18 protein-coding genes are annotated in these 20,258 nt (G+C 64.6%); 9 read left to right on the top strand and 9 right to left on the bottom strand.

Features of this window, described 5'->3' with window-relative positions; all coding sequences use genetic code 11:
* The first annotated feature begins 20 nt into the window (after positions 1–20).
* The 4 genes from E8E75_RS11460 to E8E75_RS11445 are packed head-to-tail and all read left to right on the top strand — an operon-like array spanning position 21 to position 5,745.
* Positions 21–1,526: a TolC family protein gene (locus E8E75_RS11460; RefSeq protein ID WP_120651024.1), complete on the top strand. Its 1,506-nt coding sequence runs from the start codon at positions 21–23 to the stop codon at positions 1,524–1,526.
* A 10-nt stretch (positions 1,527–1,536) separates the two neighbouring features.
* Positions 1,537–2,316 (top strand): efflux RND transporter periplasmic adaptor subunit, encoded by a 780-nt coding sequence (locus E8E75_RS11455; RefSeq protein ID WP_280358796.1) that lies wholly within the window; start codon positions 1,537–1,539, stop codon positions 2,314–2,316.
* On the top strand, positions 2,309–3,649 hold the full coding sequence (locus E8E75_RS11450) for an HlyD family efflux transporter periplasmic adaptor subunit (protein WP_280358795.1): 1,341 nt from the start codon (positions 2,309–2,311) through the stop codon (positions 3,647–3,649). The genes E8E75_RS11455 and E8E75_RS11450 overlap by 8 nt, the downstream gene beginning before the upstream one ends.
* A 17-nt stretch (positions 3,650–3,666) precedes the next feature.
* Entirely contained in the window at positions 3,667–5,745 is a 2,079-nt protein-coding gene (locus E8E75_RS11445; RefSeq protein ID WP_153920082.1) for an HlyD family efflux transporter periplasmic adaptor subunit, read from the top strand.
* Between the two features lie 438 nt (positions 5,746–6,183).
* On the opposite strand, the gene E8E75_RS11440 is transcribed toward E8E75_RS11445, so the two are convergent.
* Positions 6,184–6,942 (bottom strand): SDR family oxidoreductase, encoded by a 759-nt coding sequence (locus E8E75_RS11440; RefSeq protein ID WP_280358794.1) that lies wholly within the window; start codon positions 6,940–6,942, stop codon positions 6,184–6,186.
* A 14-nt stretch (positions 6,943–6,956) separates the two neighbouring features.
* The gene (locus E8E75_RS11435; RefSeq protein WP_153920086.1) at positions 6,957–7,736 is read right to left on the bottom strand and encodes an SDR family NAD(P)-dependent oxidoreductase; all 780 of its coding nucleotides are present in this window, start codon (positions 7,734–7,736) and stop codon (positions 6,957–6,959) included.
* Positions 7,737–7,833: 97 nt separating this feature from the next.
* Here E8E75_RS11435 and E8E75_RS11430 point away from each other — a divergent pair, with 97 nt between their 5' ends.
* A complete protein-coding gene (locus tag E8E75_RS11430) occupies positions 7,834–8,736 on the top strand; it encodes a LysR family transcriptional regulator (protein ID WP_120651020.1) in 903 nt (300 codons plus the stop codon).
* 163 nt (positions 8,737–8,899) lie between these two features.
* Positions 8,900–9,208: an antibiotic biosynthesis monooxygenase gene (locus tag E8E75_RS11425; protein ID WP_153920090.1), complete on the top strand. Its 309-nt coding sequence runs from the start codon at positions 8,900–8,902 to the stop codon at positions 9,206–9,208.
* A 51-nt stretch (positions 9,209–9,259) separates the two neighbouring features.
* Here E8E75_RS11425 and E8E75_RS11420 read toward each other — a convergent pair whose 3' ends face one another.
* From E8E75_RS11420 to E8E75_RS11410, 3 genes are all read right to left on the bottom strand, one after another.
* A complete protein-coding gene (locus E8E75_RS11420; protein WP_280358791.1) occupies positions 9,260–10,789 on the bottom strand; it encodes an NAD(P)/FAD-dependent oxidoreductase in 1,530 nt (509 codons plus the stop codon).
* A 194-nt stretch (positions 10,790–10,983) separates the two neighbouring features.
* Entirely contained in the window at positions 10,984–11,256 is a 273-nt protein-coding gene (locus E8E75_RS11415; RefSeq protein WP_120651017.1) for a hypothetical protein, read from the bottom strand.
* An 85-nt stretch (positions 11,257–11,341) separates the two neighbouring features.
* Positions 11,342–12,544, bottom strand: coding sequence for an NAD(P)/FAD-dependent oxidoreductase (locus tag E8E75_RS11410; protein ID WP_120651016.1), 1,203 nt, complete (start codon positions 12,542–12,544; stop codon positions 11,342–11,344).
* A gap of 330 nt (positions 12,545–12,874) precedes the next feature.
* Between E8E75_RS11410 and E8E75_RS11405 the strand changes: the two genes are divergently transcribed.
* From E8E75_RS11405 to E8E75_RS11395, 3 genes are all read left to right on the top strand, one after another.
* A complete protein-coding gene (locus E8E75_RS11405) occupies positions 12,875–13,408 on the top strand; it encodes an Rrf2 family transcriptional regulator (protein WP_120651015.1) in 534 nt (177 codons plus the stop codon).
* 90 nt (positions 13,409–13,498) lie between these two features.
* Entirely contained in the window at positions 13,499–14,131 is a 633-nt protein-coding gene (locus E8E75_RS11400; RefSeq protein ID WP_120651014.1) for a TetR/AcrR family transcriptional regulator, read from the top strand.
* A 63-nt stretch (positions 14,132–14,194) separates the two neighbouring features.
* Positions 14,195–15,178 carry an MDR family oxidoreductase gene (locus E8E75_RS11395; RefSeq protein ID WP_280358787.1) on the top strand — a complete coding sequence of 328 codons (984 nt, stop codon included), beginning with the start codon at positions 14,195–14,197 and terminating at the stop codon, positions 15,176–15,178.
* A gap of 15 nt (positions 15,179–15,193) precedes the next feature.
* Here E8E75_RS11395 and E8E75_RS11390 read toward each other — a convergent pair whose 3' ends face one another.
* The 4 genes from E8E75_RS11390 to E8E75_RS11375 form a co-directional block, all read right to left on the bottom strand.
* Positions 15,194–16,057, bottom strand: coding sequence for a methyl-accepting chemotaxis protein (locus E8E75_RS11390; protein WP_153920098.1), 864 nt, complete (start codon positions 16,055–16,057; stop codon positions 15,194–15,196).
* A gap of 181 nt (positions 16,058–16,238) precedes the next feature.
* Complete coding sequence (locus E8E75_RS11385) at positions 16,239–17,468, bottom strand: OprD family porin (protein ID WP_280358927.1); 1,230 nt, start codon at positions 17,466–17,468, stop codon at positions 16,239–16,241.
* Positions 17,469–17,627: 159 nt separating this feature from the next.
* Positions 17,628–18,842 (bottom strand): benzoate/H(+) symporter BenE family transporter, encoded by a 1,215-nt coding sequence (locus E8E75_RS11380; RefSeq protein ID WP_280358785.1) that lies wholly within the window; start codon positions 18,840–18,842, stop codon positions 17,628–17,630.
* Between the two features lie 37 nt (positions 18,843–18,879).
* Positions 18,880–20,211, bottom strand: coding sequence for an MFS transporter (locus tag E8E75_RS11375; protein ID WP_280358783.1), 1,332 nt, complete (start codon positions 20,209–20,211; stop codon positions 18,880–18,882).
* Positions 20,212–20,258: the final 47 nt, after the last annotated feature.

Below are 20,258 nucleotides of genomic sequence, written 5' to 3'. Positions count from 1 at the left end.
GCAAGGAACAAGGATCGACCATGCCAAGAACGCCCCAAACGCTCCTCAGCGCCGCCATCGCCTCCAGCCTGCTGCTAGGTGCCTGCTCGGCCATGAAACCCCACGAGTACACGGATGAGGAAAGCCGGCAGCGCATCATTCGCGATCAGTCACAGATGTATTCCAATCAGGAGCCGGTGACCGCCCCGATCACCTTCTACGAGGCCGCGGCCCGGGCCCTGAAATACAACCTGGACTATCGCCTCAAGCTCATGGAAAGCGCCCTGGCCAGTGACCTGCGCGACGTCTCCAGTCACGAAATGCTGCCGCGCCTGGTCGCCTCGGCCGGATATGCCGGGCGTAACAACGACTCCGGCGGCACCTCCATCGGCATCGAGGACCGTGAAGAAAGCTTGCGGGCTTCCACCTCCGAAGAGCGCTACCGCGAACTCTACGGCCTGGGTCTGTCCTGGAGCCTGCTGGACTTCGGCGTCGCCTACTACCGTACCCAGCAGAAGAGCGACCAGATCCTCATGGCCGAGGAACGCCGCCGCAAGGTAGCGCAGAACGTCCTGCAGGACGTGCGCAACGCCTACTGGCGCGCCGTCGGTGCCCAGCGCCTGATGCCCCAGGTCGACCGCCTTCTGGTACGTACTCACCAGGCACTGCTTTCCGCCCGCGAGGCCGAGACCAAGGGCCTGCTGCCGCGCCAGGAAGTGCTGTCCTACCAGCGCGCCCTGCTCGACTCGATCTACCTGCTCACCGTACGCCGCCAGGACCTGGAGTTCGCTCAAGCCGAACTGTCCGCGCTGATGTCGCTGCCGCCAGGCTCGAAGCTGATCCTCGCCGACCAGGCCGAGCCGCCACTGCCGGAACTGAATCAGGACATCAACCGGCTGGAACAGATCTCCCTGGAGAACCGTCCGGAAATCATGGAGGAGTGGTACCGCAAGCGGGTCAACGAGAATGACCTGAAGATCGCCAAGGCCCAGCTCTGGCCTAACGTCAGCCTGGACTTCGGCTACAAGTACGACTCCAACAAATTCCTCTACAACAGTCACTGGACCGAGACCGGCCTGCAGGTGTCGCTGAATCTGCTGCGCCTGCTGCAACTGCCGTCGCTGAACGCGGCTGCCGAATCCCAGGAGCAGACCGACGACATGCGCCGTGTCGCACTGTCCATGGCCATCCTCACTCAGGTACGGGTGGGCACCCTGCGCTATCAGCTGGCGCGCCAGGAAGTGGAATTCGCCGACCAGAGCCTGCGGGTGGACCAGAGCCTGCTGGACTACGCCCAGGCCGCACGTACGACCTCCTATGGTTCGGAACTGGAGCTGATCCGTGCCGAAGGCCGCTACCTGCTTTCGCGCTACCAGCGCGAGGCCGCCTACTCCGACGCCCAGGCGGCCTGGGGTCGGCTGTACAACTCCATTGGCCTGGATACCCTCCCGGAGCAGATCGAAAAGCACGACATCCAGACGCTCGCCCGGGAAATCCAGCGCACCCTGGGTGAACAGGAACACAGCAAACTTCTCGTCAGCAAATAAGGAACACCGCATGCCGTACAACGCTGAGCGCAGTCTGCTCGCCCTGTTTGCGTCCCTTGTCCTGTCTTTTCCATTACCCGGCGCCTTTGCCGATGACCTGCCGCCGGCCAACCCTGCCGAGGACCCCGGCGCCATCCGCGTACTGCTCAGCGCAGACCTGGAGACCACGCTCTCAAGCCAGATGAACGGCACCCTCGGCGAGCTCAAGGCCTCCCTCGGCCAGCCGGTAGCAAAGGACGCCCTGCTGGCCCAGCTCAATTGCGAGGAAGCCCACGCTCGCGCCAAGGTTGCCGCCGCCGAGCTGACCATGGCCCGGCAGAACCTCGATGCCAAACGCAATCTGCGCAAGCTGGATGCGGTAGGCGACCTGGAAGTGGCCATGGCCAACACCGAAGTCCAGAAGGCCGAAGGCGCACGCTCCCTGGCCCAGGCCCAGAGTGGCTACTGCCGGATACAAGCGCCCTTCTCCGGACGGGTCGCCAAGGTCCACGTGAAGCCCTACCAGACGGTGGCGGCCGGAACGCCGCTGTTCGACCTGGTCAGCGACGGCGCCCTCAAGGTGCGCCTCAACGTGCCGTCGAGCCTGTTGCCACAGCTCAAGCCCGGCATACCGTTGGAGGTCAGCATCCTGGAAACCGGCAAGTCCTATGGCGCCCATATCAGCGCCATCAACTCGCGGGTCGACGCCGTGGCCCAGACCGTGGAACTGGAAGCACGGCTCGATGCCGAGCACCCGGAACTGATCGCCGGCATGAGCGGCACTGCACGATTCCCGCAAGCCCATGAATGACCGCCTGCCGCACCCGCAATTGCTGCTTGCCCTGGCCGCACTGCGCGACCGCGCCCTGGCCGCCGACTCGCTCAATGCCCTGGCTTTCTCCATTGCCAATGACCCCTATGCGTTGCTGCGTTACCACCAGGCACTGGTGCTCGCGCAGCGCGGCGCGGACCTGGAACTGCTCTGCGTATCCGGCCTTGCCCGGCCCAGCGAAGATTCGCCCTACCTGGTCTGGTTGCGCCGCGCCAGCCGCTGGCTGAACACCCAATTGACCGACGCCCAGCCACGCTGGCTGGCCCGCGAGGCCGTGGAGCCCCCCGAGGACATCGCCGAAGGCTGGGCCGAGTGGTGGCCGTCCGGACTCTGGTGCATTCCCCTGCATGACCGCGAAGGCACGCGCCTGGGGCTGGTGCTGTTCCTGCTGGATGCGCCGCCGGCCGAATCCCTGGCGCCGCTGACCGATGGGCTCTGGCAGACCTGGGCCCACTGCTGGGCCGCCTTCGCTGGCCGGCGCCGTCTGTTCGGCTGGCGCCCCAGCAAGCGCCAGCTCCTGGCCGCACTGGCGGTGGCCGCTGCGCTGATGCTGGTGCCGGTGCGGCAAACGGCGCTGGCGCCGACTGAGATCGTCTCGCGCCAGGCGGAGGTCATCAGCTCCCCCATCGATGGGGTGATCGAGCGCATGCAGGTGCGGCCGAATCAACCCGTGGAAGCAGGCACCCTGCTCTTCACCCTCGACGAAACCACCCTGAAAAGCCGCGCCGAAGTGCTCGGCAAGGAAGTGGCGGTAGCCGATGCCGAGCTGATGGCGGCCAGCCAGCGCGCATTCGACAACCCGCAGAGCAAGAGCGAGCTGACCTTGCTCAACGGCCGCGCCCAGCAGCGCCGAGCCGAACTGGCGGCGGTCCAGGCGCAGTTGCAACGTACCCGCGTGCGCTCGCCGCGCGCTGGCGTGGCTGTGTTCAGCGACCCCAACGATTGGCTGGGCAAACCGGTGGCAACCGGGGAACGCATTCTCCAGGTGGCCGACCCTGCGCAACCGGCCATGCTGATCCAGCTGCCGGTGGCCGACGCCATCGCCCTGGAACCCGGCGCCGAGGTCACCCTGTTTCTCACCGCCTACCCACTCTCGCCGCTAAAAGGCCAGGTGCTGGAAACCAGCTACCAGGCCCGCGCCAATGAAGAGGGTGTAGTGGCCTACCGGCTGCTCGCCAGCATCGAAGGCCAGCCGGAACACGCCCGCCTCGGCCTGCACGGTACCGCCAAGCTCTACGGCGAGCGGGTGGTGCTGGGCTACTACCTGCTGCGCCGGCCATACGCCGCGCTGCGTGCCTGGACCGGGCTGTGATCGTCGACGCGGCGCAGATGCCGCTCCCGCCTTTGCGCGAAGACCTGCGGCTGCTGGAGACCGCGCCCGGCAGCGACGGCGAGCCGGCGTGGGTGATCCAGGACACAGTGATCAATCGCTTCTATCGCATTGGCTGGCTGGAGTTCGAATGCCTGCTGCGCTGGGAAGACACGCCGCAACGGATCTGCCAGGACATCCAGCAACAGACGCCACTGCGCCCGGATGTGGAGCAGGTACTGGAGCTCCGCCAGTTCCTCGAACAGCACCAGCTGTTGCGCCCGACGCCGGATGCCGCCGCCCGCTTGGCGTCCCGCAGTGAAGGCAATGCCTGGCTCAACTGGAAATGGTGGCTGCACCACTACCTGTTCTTTCGTATCCCGTTGCTGCGCCCGCAACGGCATCTGGAACACCTGGCGGGCTATCTGGACTGGTTGTTCCGGCCACTGACCGGGGTGCTGGTGGTGACCTTGGGCGTGATCGGCGTGCTACTGGTATTGCAACAATGGGACGCCTTCACCACGGCGGTGGTGGAATCCTTCTCCGCGTCCGGGCTGGTCAGCTTCGCCTTGGCGCTGGCCCTGGCCAAGACCCTTCACGAACTCGGCCACGCTTTGGTGGCGACACGCCTCGGCCTTCGCGTCGGGCACATGGGCATCGCCTTCGTGGTGCTCTGGCCAATGCTCTATACCGATACCGGTGAGAGCTGGAAGCTGCGCAGCTCCCGGCAACGCCTGGCCATCGCCTCGGCGGGCATCCTCACCGAACTGGCCCTGGCGGGCCTCGCCACACTCGGTTGGGCCCTGTCCGACCCCGGCCCGTTGCGCAACGCCCTGCTCTACCTCGCCACGACCAGTTGGGTCCTGTCGCTGGCCCTGAACGCCAGTCCGTTCATGCGTTTTGACGGCTACTTCATCCTGTCCGACCTGCTGGACTTCCCCAACCTCCATGAGCGCTCTTCGGCCCTGGCCCGGACCACCCTGCGGCGCATGCTGCTAGGCCTTGACGAAGACTGGCCGGAAGCCTTCAGCCCCGGTAAACGCCGCGCCCTGGTGGCGTTCGCCATCGTCACCTGGGTCTATCGCCTGGTGCTGTTCCTCGGTATTGCCGTGGCGGTTTACCTGCTCTTCTTCAAACTGCTCGGGATACTGCTGTTCGCCGTGGAAATCTCCTGGTTCATCGTCATGCCGATAGCGCGCGAATTGAAACACTGGTGGGCCAATCGAGCCGCCATCCACAATAGCCGCAGGTACTTCTGGTGGGGCGTGCTGGCCGCGCTCCTGCTACTCCTGGCGGTGCCCTGGCGCAGCGAGATCCATGCGCTTGGCGTCGCTCGCGCGGAGCAGCAATTGCGTGTTTTCGCGCCCTACCCCGCGCGCTTGCAGGCCATTCACCCGGCCGGTGAGGTTGAGGCTGGCGCGACCCTGGTCACCCTTGAGGAACCGGACATCTCGTCGCGCCTGTCCAGTAGCGAAGCCAGCGTGAAGAGCTACGAGGCGCGCCTTGGCGGCCTGATCGCCGACCCGAGTGGCGCCGACCAGGCCCTGGCCACTCGCCAGCGCCTGCGCGTGCAGTTCGAGGAGGCCCGTGCCGCACGCTCGGAGATCGCCCGGCTCAAGCTCCAGGCCCCCTTCTCCGGGCGCTGGCTGGACCTCGACCCCGACTGGCGCCCCGGCCAATGGGTGCACAGCCGCGAGCCCATCGGCATGCTGGTGGACCCGAGCCGCTGGCAGGTGGATGCCTACGTCGACCAGGATGACGTGCAGCGTCTGGTGCAAGGCAGCGCGGTGAGTTTCTATCCCGAAGGCCAGCCGACGCCCATCCCCGGCAAGGTGGTGGCCATTGGCAGCACCCGCGTCAGCAAACTCGAACACCCGATGCTCGCCTCCCGCTACGGCGGCCCGCTGACCGTGGCCAGCCAGGGCAAGGAACTGGTGCCGACGCCGCCGCTGTTCCATGTGCTGGTGCAGCTTGAAGCCGCCCCGCACACCCTGCGCGAAACCCGCGGCCATCTGCAGATCGACGGCAACCGCCGCAGCCTGTTGGCCGAAGGCCTGACCCATGTAGCGGCGGTATTGCTGAGGGAAAGCGGGTTCTGAGCTTTGTGTAGGAGCAAGCTTGCTCGCGAAACGCCTGCCCTGAAGGTTCGCGAGCAAGCTCGCTCCTACAAGTGCGCCGTGGCACCCCGTAGGGTGGAAATCGTTTTCTATCTCCACCACACGAGGCCAACCGCTGACATCGGATTCCAAGGCTTTGTGTAGGAGCGAGCTTGCTCGCGAAAGGCCGGTGCTGAAGGTTCGCGAGCAAGCTCGCTCCTACAAGTGCTCCGTGGTACCCCGTAGGGTGGAACTCGTTTTCTATCTCCACCACACGAGGCCAACCGCTGACATCGGATTCCAAGGCTCGCTCCTACAAGTGCGCCGTGGTACCCCGTAGGGTGGAACTCGTTTTTTATTTCCACCAGACGAGGCCAACCGCCAATGGTGGACCGGTGAAGCGTGGTCCAGCCTACGAGAGCTTTTCAGATCGATGATGGCTCAATTCCCCGCCGACACCCCCCTATCAATCGCCATGTCCGCACCGGTGATCGAGCGCGCGCCTGGCTGGCAGAGGAAGTACGCCAGCTCGGCAACCTCCTCGGGCTGGATGAAGCAGGCCCGGTCGCCCTGCGGATACTTGGCCAACAGCTCGCGGTAGTAGCCTTCGGGGTCGCCCTGGCCGTAATGCTCGGCCTGGAACTTCAGCATCGGCGTCTCGATATCACCGGGCGACACGGCGTTGCAGCGCACGCCGCATGGCGCCAGGTCCAGAGCCAGGGTCTTGGTCAGCAACGTCACCCCGCCCTTGCTGGCGCAGTAGGCCGCCGCATTACGGTTGCCCTGGCGGCCGGCATCGCTGGAGATGTTGACGATGGCGCCAGCGGATGCCTTGAGCGGTGGAATCGCGGCCGAGCACATGAAGAAGGTGGCCTTCAGGTTCACATCGAGCACCAGATCGAAGTCCTCTTCGCTGAAGGATTCCACCGGACCTTCGCGCCACACGCCGGCAGCGTTGACCAGCGCATCCAGCCGGCCGAAGGACGCCAGTGCCGCGGCGACCACTGCGGTGCAGGTCGACGGCCGACGGATATCGCCGGCGAAGATGCCGCAGGCAGGATGCTCCGCTTGCAGTCGTGCCAGCCCCTCGGTCGAGAGGTCGGTGGTGAAGACCTGCCAGCCGCCCTGAATGAAGCGTTTGACCAACGCCCGGCCAACACCGCCTGCCGCGCCCGTGACCAGTACAACGGGATTGCTCATGGTGACCACCTCCCTCAAGGCGCTTTGTTCTCGATCAGGCAGTTGCCGCCATCCACCACCAGCGTTTCGCCGGTGATGTAGCTGGCTTCGGGCGAAGCGAGGAACGCCACCGCTGCCGCAACCTCTTCGGGCCGCCCTGCCCGGCCCACGGGAACGTAGCTGGCCGCATGACGCTCTTCATCCGTGCTGGAGCCAGTGCCGATCCAGCCCGGCGCAACGCAGTTGACAGTGATGCCCTGGCGCGCGACTTCCAGCGCCAATCCCATGTTCAGGCCCACCATGCCGGCCTTGGCAGCACTGTAGGCGGCTTCGCCCGGATTGCTGCCACGGGTGCCGGTGGTTGAGCTGATCTGCACGACACGCCCATATCCCCTCGCCTGCATGCCCGGCAGCACGGCGCGGGTCAGCAGGAAGGCGGTAGTCAGGTTTCGCGAGATGGACAGGTTCCAGGTTTCCAGGTCCATGCTGGCGACTTCAGCGAAAGGCTCGGGGCTGCCTTGCATGGCCATGCCGGCATTGTTCACCAGGATGTCGATGCGGCCCCAGAGTGCTTCGGCCCAGTCAGCCAGCGCGCGAACCTGGGTTTCATCGGTCAGGTCCGCCGCCCGGCCTTCCGCCTCGAAGCCCTCCGCGCGCAGCTCGGCCACCCGTTCGGCAATACGCGCGCTGCTCGCCGTGACGATCAGCTTCGCCCCGGCAGCCCCGAGCCTGCGGGCAATGGCCATGCCGATTCCCAGTTCGCTGCCGGCACCACTGACCAGTGCCACCTGGCCCTGCCAATTCGTTTGGGTCATTTCAAGCTCCTCATGCTCGTTGTCATCGCTGGAGTAGAAATTACGTGCGCGCTCCTGATAGAAAAAGACAACTATCATCAGGAAAACTGAAAACAACATGGCCTTTACCAGCGAATCCCTGAAAGTGTTCCTTGCCGTGCTGGACGGCGGTTCCTTCTCCGCGGCCGCGCGAAACCTTGGTCGCGTGCCATCCGCCGTCAGCATGGCCATCGCCCAGCTGGAGGCCGAACTGGACATGCCGCTGTTCGATCGCGCCACGCGCAAGGCGCTGCCAACAGCGGCGGCCCTTGCATTGGAGCCCCAGGCGCGGCAGGTCGCCAGCCAGCTCAATCTGCTGGACGCCCATGCGCTGCAATTGCATCAGGGCCTGGAGCGACGCCTGGTCCTGGCCATGGCGCCCGAGCTGCAAACGGGCGCCTGGAGCCGCCCGCTGGCGATCCTGGCCCGTGAGTTTCCAACACTGGAGATCGAGGTGCGCTCGGCTTCGCAATCCGAAGCTGTGCGCATGCTGCATGAGGGTAGCGTGCAACTGGCACTGGTATTCGAGCGACCAGGAATCGACGAGCGCGAGGCCTTTCTCGAGGCTGGCAGCCAGTTGCTGGTCGCCGTGGCGGCGCCCGGTTTCCCGGCTGCGGGTGGGCAGTTGCCCCTGGGTGAAGCGCAGATGGCCGACACCCGCCAGATCATCGTCGCCACTGGCGAACCCACCGCGTCCGATCCGCAGATCGTGCTGTCGCACCGGGTCTGGCTGACCGACAGCTACCTGGCAACCCTAGACCTGGTGCAGGCGGGCCTTGGCTGGGCATACCTGCCGCAGCCGCTGATCCAGCCCTTGCTGGCATCGGGCACGCTCACCGAAGTGGTCTTCGACAACATGGCCAGCCAGTTGCGGCTCTGGGTAGACGTGGTGTGGATCAAGGCCCGTCCGCGCGGGCTGGGTGCCACCCGTTACCTGGAACTCTTGCGGGAACAGTTGAGGGGCGAGCCCGCAAGACCCTGACGCCATGCGATAACAGCGTCAGCGGGACGTTGCCGAAATTACTGAGCTGAGGGTTCCGGCAATATCGATACCAAAGATGTCATTCTCGCCAATATCGATACATCCAGTCGTGGCCGTACCTTTGGGCCGTTCCCATGTGGGATCGCCTTTAGGAGAAAGCGCAATGATCAAGCTCGCACTGTTCGCCCGACTGGAAGCCAAGCCCGGCAAGGAGGCCGATGTGGCCGCCTTTTTGGAGACCGGACTGGCCCTGGCCAACCAGGAAGCCACCACGCCGCTCTGGTTCGCCCTGCGTTTGTCGCCAACGACCTTCGGTGTATTCGATGCCTTCATCGACGAAGCCGGCCGCCAGGCTCACCTGAACGGTCCCATCGCCGCCGCACTGATGGCTAACGCAGCGGAAATGCTCGCCTACCCGCCGAGCATCGAGCCCATCGAAGTACTGGGTCTGAAGAACACCGCAGCCGCCTGAGCCGCAATGCCGTGCCGCGAGTGGGCATCCCCTCTCGCGGCACGGCAAGCGTCAGGACGCGCCGTCCAGCGCCATCGCCGCTTCAGGCGATGCAGGCGAATGAACAGCCGGTACGGCGGAGAATTGCAGGCAGGCATCGGCGACCGGGCCTTTGCGCAGCAGCTTCACATCCTTGAAGTAATCCATGGACATCACCCAGGGCATGCCCGGCCCCTGGCGCGGCAGGTTGGCCAGGACACGCTGCACGTAGCCGGCACCGAAATCCAGCAGCGGCCGGGTCTCCATGCCCGCTGGCGCAAGGGGCTGGCATACGGCGTGGTCGTGGTCATCCATGTAGCCCAGCAATCGGCAGAAGTGCTCGCAGAGCAGGCTCACCTTGAGCGTCCAGGATGCGTTGGTGTAGCCCACCGCGAAAGCGAAGTTGGGAATGCCGGACAGCATCATGCCCTTGTAGGCGACCGTTTCGTTCCAGGCGATGGGCTGGCCGTCGCGGGAAAGCTGGACACCGCCGAACACCTGCACGTTGAGGCCCGTCGCAGTGATGACGATGTCCGCCTCCAGTTCCGCGCCGGACTTCAGGCGTACGCCCTGCTCGGTAAAGATCTCGATGTGATCGGTGACGATGGACGCCTTGCCGCTGCCCAGCGCCCGGAACAAGTCGCTGTCCGGTACGACGCACAGACGCTGGTCCCAAGGGTTGTAGGGCGGGTTGAAGTGCTGATCGACCGGGTAGTCCCTGGGCAACGCACGCTGGTTGACGAAGCGGATGATGCGCCGCGCGGCATTGGGAAAGCGCTGGCAGAAGCGCCACATGGCCAGCGCCACCTTGGCGTTCTTGTAGCGAACCAGGGCGTAGGCGGTTTGCTCCGGAAGCAACTTGCGCAGCAGCAGTGCGATCGGATCCTTCGCCGGCAGCGGAATCACGTAGCTCGGCGTGCGTTGCAGCATGGTCACGTGGGCTGCCTTTTCGGCCATCGCCGGCACCAAAGTCACGGCGGTGGCGCCGCTGCCGATCACCACGACGCGCTTGCCGCTGTAATCCAGGTCCTCCGGCCAGTGCTGCGGATGGATCACCTGCCCTCGGAATCGTTCGACGCCCTCGAAAGCAGGGGCGAAACCCTGGTCATAGCGGTAGTACCCACCTGCCGAGAACAGCCAGCGGCTGCGTACGATGCTGCGCTGGCCAGTCGCGACATCCTCCACCAGCACTTCCCAGCAGCCACGTTCGCTATGCCAGTCCGCCGACACCACCTTCTGGCCGTAGCGAATGTGCTGCTCGATGCAATGCTCCGCCACGGTTTCGCGCAGGTACCCCATGATCGCGCTGGCATCGGCGATCGCCTTCTCGTCCTTCCAGGGCTTGAACTCGAAGCCGAAGGTATAGAGGTCGGAATCCGAGCGGATGCCGGGATAGCGGAACAGGTCCCAGGTACCGCCCAGGTCGTTGCGCGCTTCGAGTACCTGGAAGCGTTTGGAGGGTTGGTCCCGCTTCAGGTAACAGGCGGCGCCGATACCGGATAGACCGGCGCCGACGATCAGCACATCGAGTAGATCGGACGATGGGTTCGATTGGGCGGTCATGGCGGTTCCTTGTGCTTGTTGTCAGGACCACGCGTGGCAAAGCCATGCTTGAGGCTAGAGCCGGACTATGGTTCCAACAAGCACCGGTCGGCACCATCCAAAAGCATGGAATCGCGGGTCCGTCCGCCAAGGATGTGTGCCATGCCCGCGGGTGCCTGTGGTCGCCGATGCGATTGCCAGTGCATTCGAGACCGTTACTGGAAAGTAGCTGCCTGCGACAGCGAACACTCGGTAGGTGCTGGTGACACGAACTCAATGCCTGTCAGCCATTCGTTGGCCACGATCGAGGAGAACATGCCGCACACCGGCTCGGCGCACGGATCGATGCAAAGGTGCAGACGCCAGGCGCAACCTTCGGCCGATATCGACTGGAGCGTCCAGGCGACGCCGGGCAGGCACTGGCTGATGATCTGTTCGATGGCTGCGGCAGCCAGGGGGCGGGTGAGAATCATGACCGTCAGGCTCATGGCAGGCTCCGGGCATGTAGATCGGGGCCTGGGATCGCCCGTTACAGGACGGGCGACCCAGACGATTGGTTAGCGACTACGGGTATCAGGCAACAACCGGGATCAGCGGATCGGCGGCAGCCAGCGCGGTGGCGCGATCAGCCGCCGGCGGATAGATCCACACGGAGTTGATCTGCTGCTTGATGGACTTGCCTTCCTGGCGTTCGAACTTGATCTGGCGGTCCCAACCTTCGGTGAACACGGCCCCCCAGGCGCCGAGATCCAGGCAGGTGACGTACTTGGGCTGGCTGTAGGGGATCGATGCGACGCCCAGCAGGCTGGCGGCGACGTTGTTGCCGGCGGAACGCCCCAGGGCGATCGCGTGCTGGCAGGACATCAGTGCATGGTTGCCCTGGTCGTCGCATGCCGCGCGGGCAACGTCGCCGGTAGCGAACACGTCGTCATGTCCATGCACCTGCAGATTGGCGTTTACGTGGAGACGGCCCTGGCCGTCACGCTCCGCCGGAACCTGCTCGGTCAGCGAGCTGGCGCGCACGCCAACGGTCCAGATCACGGTGTCCGCTTCGATGCGCTCACCACTGAAGAGGGTTACCCCGGCGGCATCCACCGAAGCCACGCCGCTGTTCAGGCGCCACTCGATACCCAGTTCGGTGGACGCCTCGACGATGGCCCTGCGCGGCCCCTCGCCCAGTGCTGCACCGATTTCGCTGCCACGGTCGACGACGATCACTCGGACATCAGCGCCCTCGCCAAGCACTGCACGTAGGCGGGCCGGCATTTCGGCAGCGGTCTCGATACCGGTGAAACCGCCACCGGCGACAACCACGGTGTTGCGACTGATGGACTGGGGACGCTCGGCCAGGGACTGGATGTGGCGATCCAGTCGAATTGCCTCATCCAGTTGGTCGACATCGAAAGCGTGTTCGACGCCAGACATTGCCGGGCGCACTACGTGGCTTCCAGTGGCCAGGACCAAGCGGTCGTAGCTCAGTTCAGCGAACTGGCCGTCGACACCACGATAACCGACGCGCTTGCCCTCGACATCGATACGTTCGGCGAAGCCTTTGACAAAGGTAACGCCCACTGCGTCGAACAGCTCACCCAGCGGTGCCACCATCTTGTGCACCTCGGGTTCGTAGAAGCGCGGACGTACGCGCAGCTCGGCCTGGGGTGCAAGTACCACCACTTCGACGTCGTGGCGGCCATGCTGGTCCAGCAAGCGAGTCGCGCTCAAAGCGCTCCACATACCACCGAAACCGGCGCCGACAATCAGAATGCGTTGTTTCATAGTTTTCTCCACAAGGCGAAAAGCGAGGTTATTCCGGGCGGATGCGCCCGACATCTACATGCCGGGCTGTGAGGTCATCGCCCCTAACCACACCGGCTAACTACGACTGTATTAGTCGCAGTTACTTTCGGCAAGCGTTTTTTCTTGCCGGGGAGTGCCGCTCGTCGCCATCATTCGCTTCACGCCGCGACAAATCTGGGCGTTAAGGCTTCAATCCTTTAGCATTAAGGCGTATGAAGTGATAGAAGGCTTCCTGAAGGAAGCTCGAAACACGGGAAGAGCAATAGAGAACAGTCGCAACAATGGCGACACAATTAGTCGGAGTTACCCATGGCTTTGTACAGTGCAGGCGTGGAGTACGGCATCCATTGCCTCCTCTACCTGGCGGACGAAAAAGGCGACGGTCGCGAAGCCAGCGTGCGCACCCTGGCCGAATTGCAGGGCGTACCACCAGAATTGCTGGCCAAGGTATTCACCCGCCTGGCGCGAGCGGGCCTGGTGGCAGCAACCGAAGGCGTGCGCGGCGGTTTCCGCCTGGCACGGCCTGCCGACCAGATCAGCGTGCTGGATATCGTCCGCGCCATCGATGGCGAAAAGCAGATCTTCGAATGCCGGGGCGTGCGCGAGCGTTGCGCCATCTTCGGGAGTGACTGCCCGGCGCCGAACTGGGCCGTTGCCGACCCCTGCTCCATCCACGCCGTGATGCAGCAGGCGCAGAAACGCATGGAAGAAGCCCTCGCCCAGCAAACCGTGCTCGACCTGGTGCGTCGCGTCGCACGCAAGGCTCCGCCCGAATTCGGCGAACAGGTACTGCGCTGGATGAACGACCGTCACGACGGCAAGGTGGAAATCGGACCGCTCTGATAACGCCCAGTGGCAATGATCCCTGTGGTGCCCCTGTGAGACATTCGTAGTGATTGACCTTCTAGACGATCAGTCTAAAATCTCCTCCCCATGACCGACACTCCACCCAAACCCCGCCGCGGCCGGCCGCCCAAGGTCGACCGCGACTTCGCCGATACCCGTGCCGCGCTGATTCGCTGCGGCATGGAGATCCTGACCGAGCAGGGATTCATGTCCACTGGTATCGACGCGGTGCTCAAACGCGTGGGTGTGCCGAAGGGCTCGTTCTATCACTACTTCGACAGCAAGGAAGCCTTCGGGCAGGCGGTGCTGCAGAGCTATGCCGGCTACTTCGCCCACAAGCTCGATCGCTACCTGCTGCAAGAGGACGTGCCCCCGCTGCAACGCCTCGACAACTTCGTCGAAGATGCCAAGGCCGGCATGCTCCGCCACCAGTTCTGCCGAGGTTGCCTGGTGGGCAACCTTGGCCAGGAAGTGGCCATCCTGCCGGAGGGTTTCCGCCTGGAACTGGAGGCCATCCTGTGCAGTTGGCAGGACCGCCTGGCCCAATGCCTGCGCGAAGCCCGTGCGGCTGGTGAGTTGTCGGCGAAGGCGGACTGCGACGGGCTTGCGGCATTCTTCTGGATCGGCTGGGAAGGTGCTGTGTTGCGTGCCCGGCTGACGCGGGACAACGTTCCGCTGGATGTTTTCTTCAAAGGCTTTTTAGCCGGACTGCCGCGCTAGCCCAACGGGCGCGCGGTTTTCCGGGGCTATTTATAGACGAGTGGTCTAATTGGAGGTGCAAGCATGTTCGACGCAATCCTGATCGAGAAAGACGAGGCCGGTTACCGCGCCCGCAATACCCAACTGGATGAAGCGCAGTTGCCGGAAGGCGACGTCACGGTTCGCGTGGCCTACAGCACCCTGAACTACAAGGATGGGTTGGCCATTACCGGCAAGAGCCCGGTGGTACGGCAGTTCCCCATGGTGCCGGGCATCGACCTGGCCGGCACGGTAGAGAGCAGCAGCCACCCGGACTACCAGGTGGGCGACGCGGTCGTGCTCAATGGCTGGGGCGTGGGCGAAACCCATTGGGGCGGACTGGCGCAGAAGGCCCGCCTGAAAGGTGACTGGCTGATCCCACTGCCCAGCGCCTTCACCCTGCGCCAGGCCATGGCCATCGGCACTGCCGGCTACACCGCCATGCTCTGCCTGCTGGCACTGGAGCGCCACGGCCTGAAACCCGGCCAGGGTGATGTGTTGGTCACCGGCGCCAACGGCGGCGTGGGCAGTTTTTCCATCGCACTGCTTGCTCGCCTCGGTTACCGCGTTGTCGCGGCCACCGGCCGTACCAGTGAAGTGGATTATCTGAAGGGCCTGGGTGCTGCCGAAATCATCGACCGCGCGGAGCTGTCCGAACCAGGTCGCCCGCTGGCCAAGGAACGCTGGGTCGCCGCCATTGATTCGGTGGGCAGCCATACCCTCGCCAACGTCTGCGCCGGACTCCGTGCCGACGGTGCTGTTGCCGCCTGTGGCTTGGCCCAGGGCGTGGATTTCCCCGCCAGCGTGGCACCGTTCATCCTGCGTGGCGTGAGCCTGCTGGGCATCAATAGCGTCACCCGCCCACGCGCCGAGCGCATCGAAGCCTGGGACCGACTGGCACGGGACCTGGATATCGCCCAGCTGGACGCCATCACCCGCGAGATCGGCCTGGGCGATGCCATCGCCGTGGCAGACGACCTGCTGGCCGGCAAGGTGCGCGGCCGGGTGGTGGTTAACGTCAACGCCTGACGCCGCAGGGCGTCCTCAGGCGCCCTGTTCCAACAACCCCGCCATCCGTTGTGCCAGCCCTCGCTGCCCGGCGAGGCGCTGGACGATCCGTTCGACGATCTCGACCCGTGCCGCCGCACCGGCCCTCATCTCACCCATTGCATGGAGGGCCGCGGCGGACTTTTCCAGTCCCGCGCGGGTTGATCCGCTGACATGCTCCATGCCCGCCCTCGCCTCCTCGGCCGCCTTTTGCAGGCCCTCGGCAATCAGGCGAATCTGCCCACTGGACTCATTGGCGCGCAGCGACAGGTTGCGCACTTCATCCGCCACCACGGCGAAGCCGCGACCATGGGAGCCGGCCCGCGCTGCTTCGATGGCGGCATTCAACGCCAGCAGGTTGGTCTGCTTTGCGATGTCCTGGATGCTGCCGACGATGGCGCCGATGCGCATGGACTGGCTGCCCAGCTCGTTGAACACCTGGCCGATGTGGGCCATGTAGGCATCCAGCTCGCCGATAGCCCCGGCCGTGGCCTGCATGCTTTCCGCGCCCAGCTGGACCTTCTCGCCTGCGGCGCGAGCGAGGGCGTTGGCGTACTGCATGTCTGACTCGCAATGGAGAATGGCATCGAGCAACTCGTCCAGTGGACCTTGCAGGTGAGCATTCGAGGGGATGCGGACCGGCTCCGGCTCGGTAGCGGCGACTACTCGGGCGACTCGCTCGACCGGCACCTCCACGCGCACTTCAACCACTAGCGGCGGCTGGAAGTGATACAGCAGGCCAGCGGCAACGAGGGCGGCGAGAGTACCGGCCATCAGCCATCCGCTAGCCGTCAGGAAGGCCAACAGGGAGAGCACGCCGCCACTGCCAAGCAGCAGTGCGGCGAGGGGTTTGCGGGGCATTGAAAGGAACTCCTTCCATATCGCGGGATACAAGATCCTGTAGGGGCGAATTCATTCGCCAAGGGCAGCGCGGCTGCCCCCATCTGGGCCTGAACGTGGCGGGCCTATGTCCCGCTTGGCGATTGAAATCGCCCCTACAGGTAAAGCAGTCCGTGCCCATGCCGGGCAGCGGCGCTCGAACTCAGAACAGCGTCCAGGTGTAGGACAGGATCAGCCGGTTCTCGTCGATATCGGTGCGGTAGTTGGAGCGCGCCATAACGTTGCGCACACGCACGCCGAGTCCCTTGAGGGCGCCGCTCTGGAAGGCGTAGCTGATGTCCAGGTCGCGCTCCCGGTCCTTGCCTTCGAAGCCCTGGCCGGTATCCACGTTGTCTCCGGTGATGTAGCGGGTACTGGCCACCAGGCCGGGAATGCCGAGGGCGGCGAAGTCATAGTCATAGCGCACCTGCCAGGAGCGTTCGTCGGCGAAGGCGAACTCGTAGGTGGGCACTTCGTTACCTAGCGGGCTGACGTTGGCGAACACGCGCGGGAATGAGCTGTCGCCATACATCGCCTGATAGCCGACATAGAAGGTATGGCCGCCACGCTTGGCCGACAGCAGTGAGAAGAAGGCCTGGTTGTCGATGTCGCCAATCAGTTTCTTGCCGTCTTCGCTGGAGTCGAAGTAGCCGACGTTGGCGCCCAGCACCCAGTTGCCCACCGGCTCGCTGTGCTTGAGGCCGAAGAAGCGCTGGTCGTAGATATCTTCCAGCTGCGCATACCAGGCGCTGAGCGTGGTGCGATTGGAATTGAAGGCGTAATCGGCGCCAGCGTAGTTGAAAGCGTCGCTGGATACCTGACGCTGCGGCACGTGTCCGAGCATGGCCTGCATCTTGTCGTCACCCGCCTCGTTGCGCAGGCTGGTGCTGGTGAGGTGGCCGCCCTGCAAGGTCAGTCCGGCGACTTCGTTGGAGGTGATGCTCGCGCCCTGGTAGCTCGGCGGCAGCAGGCGGATATCGCTGAACACCAGCACCGGCAGATTGGGTTGCAACTCGCCGACTTTCAGCTCGGTCTTGGAAAAACGCATCTTGCCGGCCACGCCCAGGCGACTGTAATCGTCGGCTGCCCTGCCGTCTTCCTTCACCGGCAGCAGGCCGGTATTGACCCGGTCAGGGCTGCTGTCGAGCTTGATGCCGAGGGTGCCGATGGCATCGAGGCCGAAACCCACCGCGCCAGGCGTGTAGCCGGACTTGAAGTTAAGGATGAAGCCCTGGGCCCATTCTTCGGCCTTGGACTGCTTGTTAGCGCCGACGATGTCGGAATAGTCACGGCTGAAGTAGTAGTTGCGCGCCTGCAGGGTCGCGGTGGAGTCCTCGATGAATCCGGACTCGGTGGCCTGGGCGAAGCCGGCGCTGACGCTGGCGCAAAGCATTACGGAAAGCTTGCTCGTGGTGTTGGTCATTTCGTCGCTCTTGTTTTTATTGGGACAAAGCTTCCCCGCCGACCCTCTTTCGGGGCCATGCACGCAAGTCGGGGAAGGTGTGGCGATGGCTGCGGACAGCTCCCGCAGTCGTTCCATCACCGGGTCAGGTCAGGGATTGGGTTCGAGCACCTCCTCCCGTTCCGGTGAAGCCTTGGGTATGCGGCGGGCAGTCAGCAGCAGGTGGGCGAAGATGCCGAAGATCAGCCCCCAGAACGCAGCCGACAGACCGAGGAAGGACATCCCCGACGCTGTGACCAGGAAGGTGATCAGGGCGGACTCACGGTCTTCGGGCACAGCCATGGACCCGGCCAGCGCACCGGCGATGGCGCCGAACAGTGCCAGGCCCGCGAGTGCGGCGATCAGCTCCTTGGGCAGCGCGGTGAAGATCGATACCAGGGTTGCGCCGAAGACCCCCAGCAACAGGTAGAACACCCCACCCACAACGCCGGAGACGTAACGCCGGGCTGGGTCCTCATGGGCCTCGCGGCCAGTGCAGATGGCCGCGGTGATGGCCGCCAGGGTCAGGCCGTGGCAACCGAAAGGCGCCAGCAACAGACTGCCCAGACCGCTGGCGGAAATGATCGGGCTCGCCGGGGTCGGGTAACCGGCATTGCGCAGCACGGCCACGCCAGGCACGAACTGCCCGGTCAGGGCCACCATTACCAGCGGCAGCGCGATGTTGAACAACCCGTGCCAGCTGAAAGCCGGCGTCACCCATTCCGGGGTGGCGAAGCCGATCACCAGGGCCGAGGTGTTGAGCTGGCCACTGCCAGCGGCGATGGTGCAGCCCACCAGCAGCACGGCCATTACCGCGTAACGCGACGACAGGCGCCGCACCACCAGGTAGGTGATGAACATCGCCATCACCATCGCCGGTTCGTCCTTGAGGGAGGTGAATAGCCGGGTGCCAAAGCTGAACAGGATGCCCGCCAGCATCGCCGCGGAGATGGCCGCCGGCAGCTTGCCGACGATGCGGTCAAAGGCGCCTGACAGGCCCACCAGCAGGATGATAGCGTTGGCCATCACATAGGCGCCCACCGCCTCAGCGGCGCTGATACCCGGCAGCATCGACACCAGCAGTGCCGAGCCCGGCGCCGACCAGGCGATGATCACCGGCACCCGGTAGCGCAGGCTGAGGACGATTCCCAGCACCCCGCTACCGATGGAGATGGCCCACACCCAGGAAGACAGTAGCTCTGCCGGCATGCCGCCGCTCTCGGCCGCCTGGAACACGATGACCAGGGGGCCGGCGTAGGAAATCATGGTGGCGATGAAACCCGCCACCACAGCGGACAATGAACATTCCTTGAACAAGGTGCGCATGCTGCCTCCTGGCCAGTGGTGCGACGCGTGGTTGGACTCAGCCCTGTGCAGCGGTCGCCAGCGGTGCAACGCGGGTTTGCTGCAGGTGGACGAAGCACATGGCCAGGGCGGCAATGGCACCGGGAATGGCGAAGGCCATGAAGTTCAGTTGCAGCGGCAGGTTGATACCCAGCAGCGCACCGCCCAGCAGCGGGCCGACGATGGCACCGTTGCGACCGATACCCGAGGCCCAACCGAGACCGGTCGAACGGATCGCCAGGCCGTAAAACTGCGCGGCGGTGGCGTACAACAGGATCTGCGTGCCGATGGTGGTGGCACCGGCGATCCCGATCAGCAGGTAGAGCACCGGAGTCGGACTCTTGAAGCCCAGCAGGCTGATGGAGACGGCCGCGACGATGAAGAAGGCGGCAACCACCTTCGGCAGGTTGAAGCGGTCACCGAGGAAGCCGCCGGCAATGGCGCCGAACATGCCGCCGAAGTTCAGGGCGAGCAGGAACGACAGGCTGGAGCCCAGGCTGTAGCCGGCGTTGGCCATCAACTTCGGCAGCCAGGAACTCAGGGCGTAGACCATCAACAGGCAGCAGAAGAACGCTACCCAGATCATCAGGGTGCGCAGCGCACGGCCTTCGCGGAAGAGCTCCAGCACCGGAGCGCCTTGTTTCTTCGCTTCGGTGAGTTCCAGGAGGTCGTCATCACGCAGTTCGAGCTGCGGGTTGACGCGCTTGAGGATGGCGCGCGCCTGCTCGACACGGCCCTGGCGCAGCAGGAAGCCGACCGATTCGGGCAGGTACCAGAGGATCAGCGGCAGCATCAGCAGCGGAACGGCGGCGGCGAAGAACATGGCTTCCCAGCCGAAACGCGGGAGCATGTAGATGCCCACGCCGGCGGACAGCATGCCGCCCAGGGAATAGCCGCTGAACATGATGGCGACCAGGGTGCTGCGCAGTTTCTTCGGCGCATACTCGTTCATCAGCGCCACCACATTGGGCATCAGCCCGCCGATACCCAGGCCCGCCATGAAACGGCAGATACCGAACTCGGTGGGCGTGCTGGTGAAGCCGTTGAGCACGGTAAAGCCGGAGAAAAGCACGAAGCAGATGGCGATGCCCTTCTTGCGGCCGATCCTGTCAGCCAGAGGGCCGAAGAACAGCGCGCCGAACATCATCCCGAACAACGCGTAGCTGCCCAGGGCGCCGGCTTCCAGCGGGGTCAGGCCCCACTCCTTCATCAGTACCGGCAGTACCACGCCGTAGATGAACAGGTCATAGCCGTCGAAGATGAGCAGGAGTGCGCACCAGCACATCACCATCCAGTGGAAGGGCGTGAAGCGCGCGTTATCGATGATCTCGTGTACGTCGAGTTTTCGCATGGCATCTGTCTCTTTTGTTTTTGTTGTGTAGAAACCGCAGGGACGGG

It is taken from the genome of Pseudomonas sp. BN606 (assembly GCF_029873115.1).
In the GTDB taxonomy this organism is placed as follows: domain Bacteria; phylum Pseudomonadota; class Gammaproteobacteria; order Pseudomonadales; family Pseudomonadaceae; genus Metapseudomonas.
Note: the sequence above shows the minus strand (reverse complement) of the source record. Positions and strands in the feature narration are given on the sequence as shown.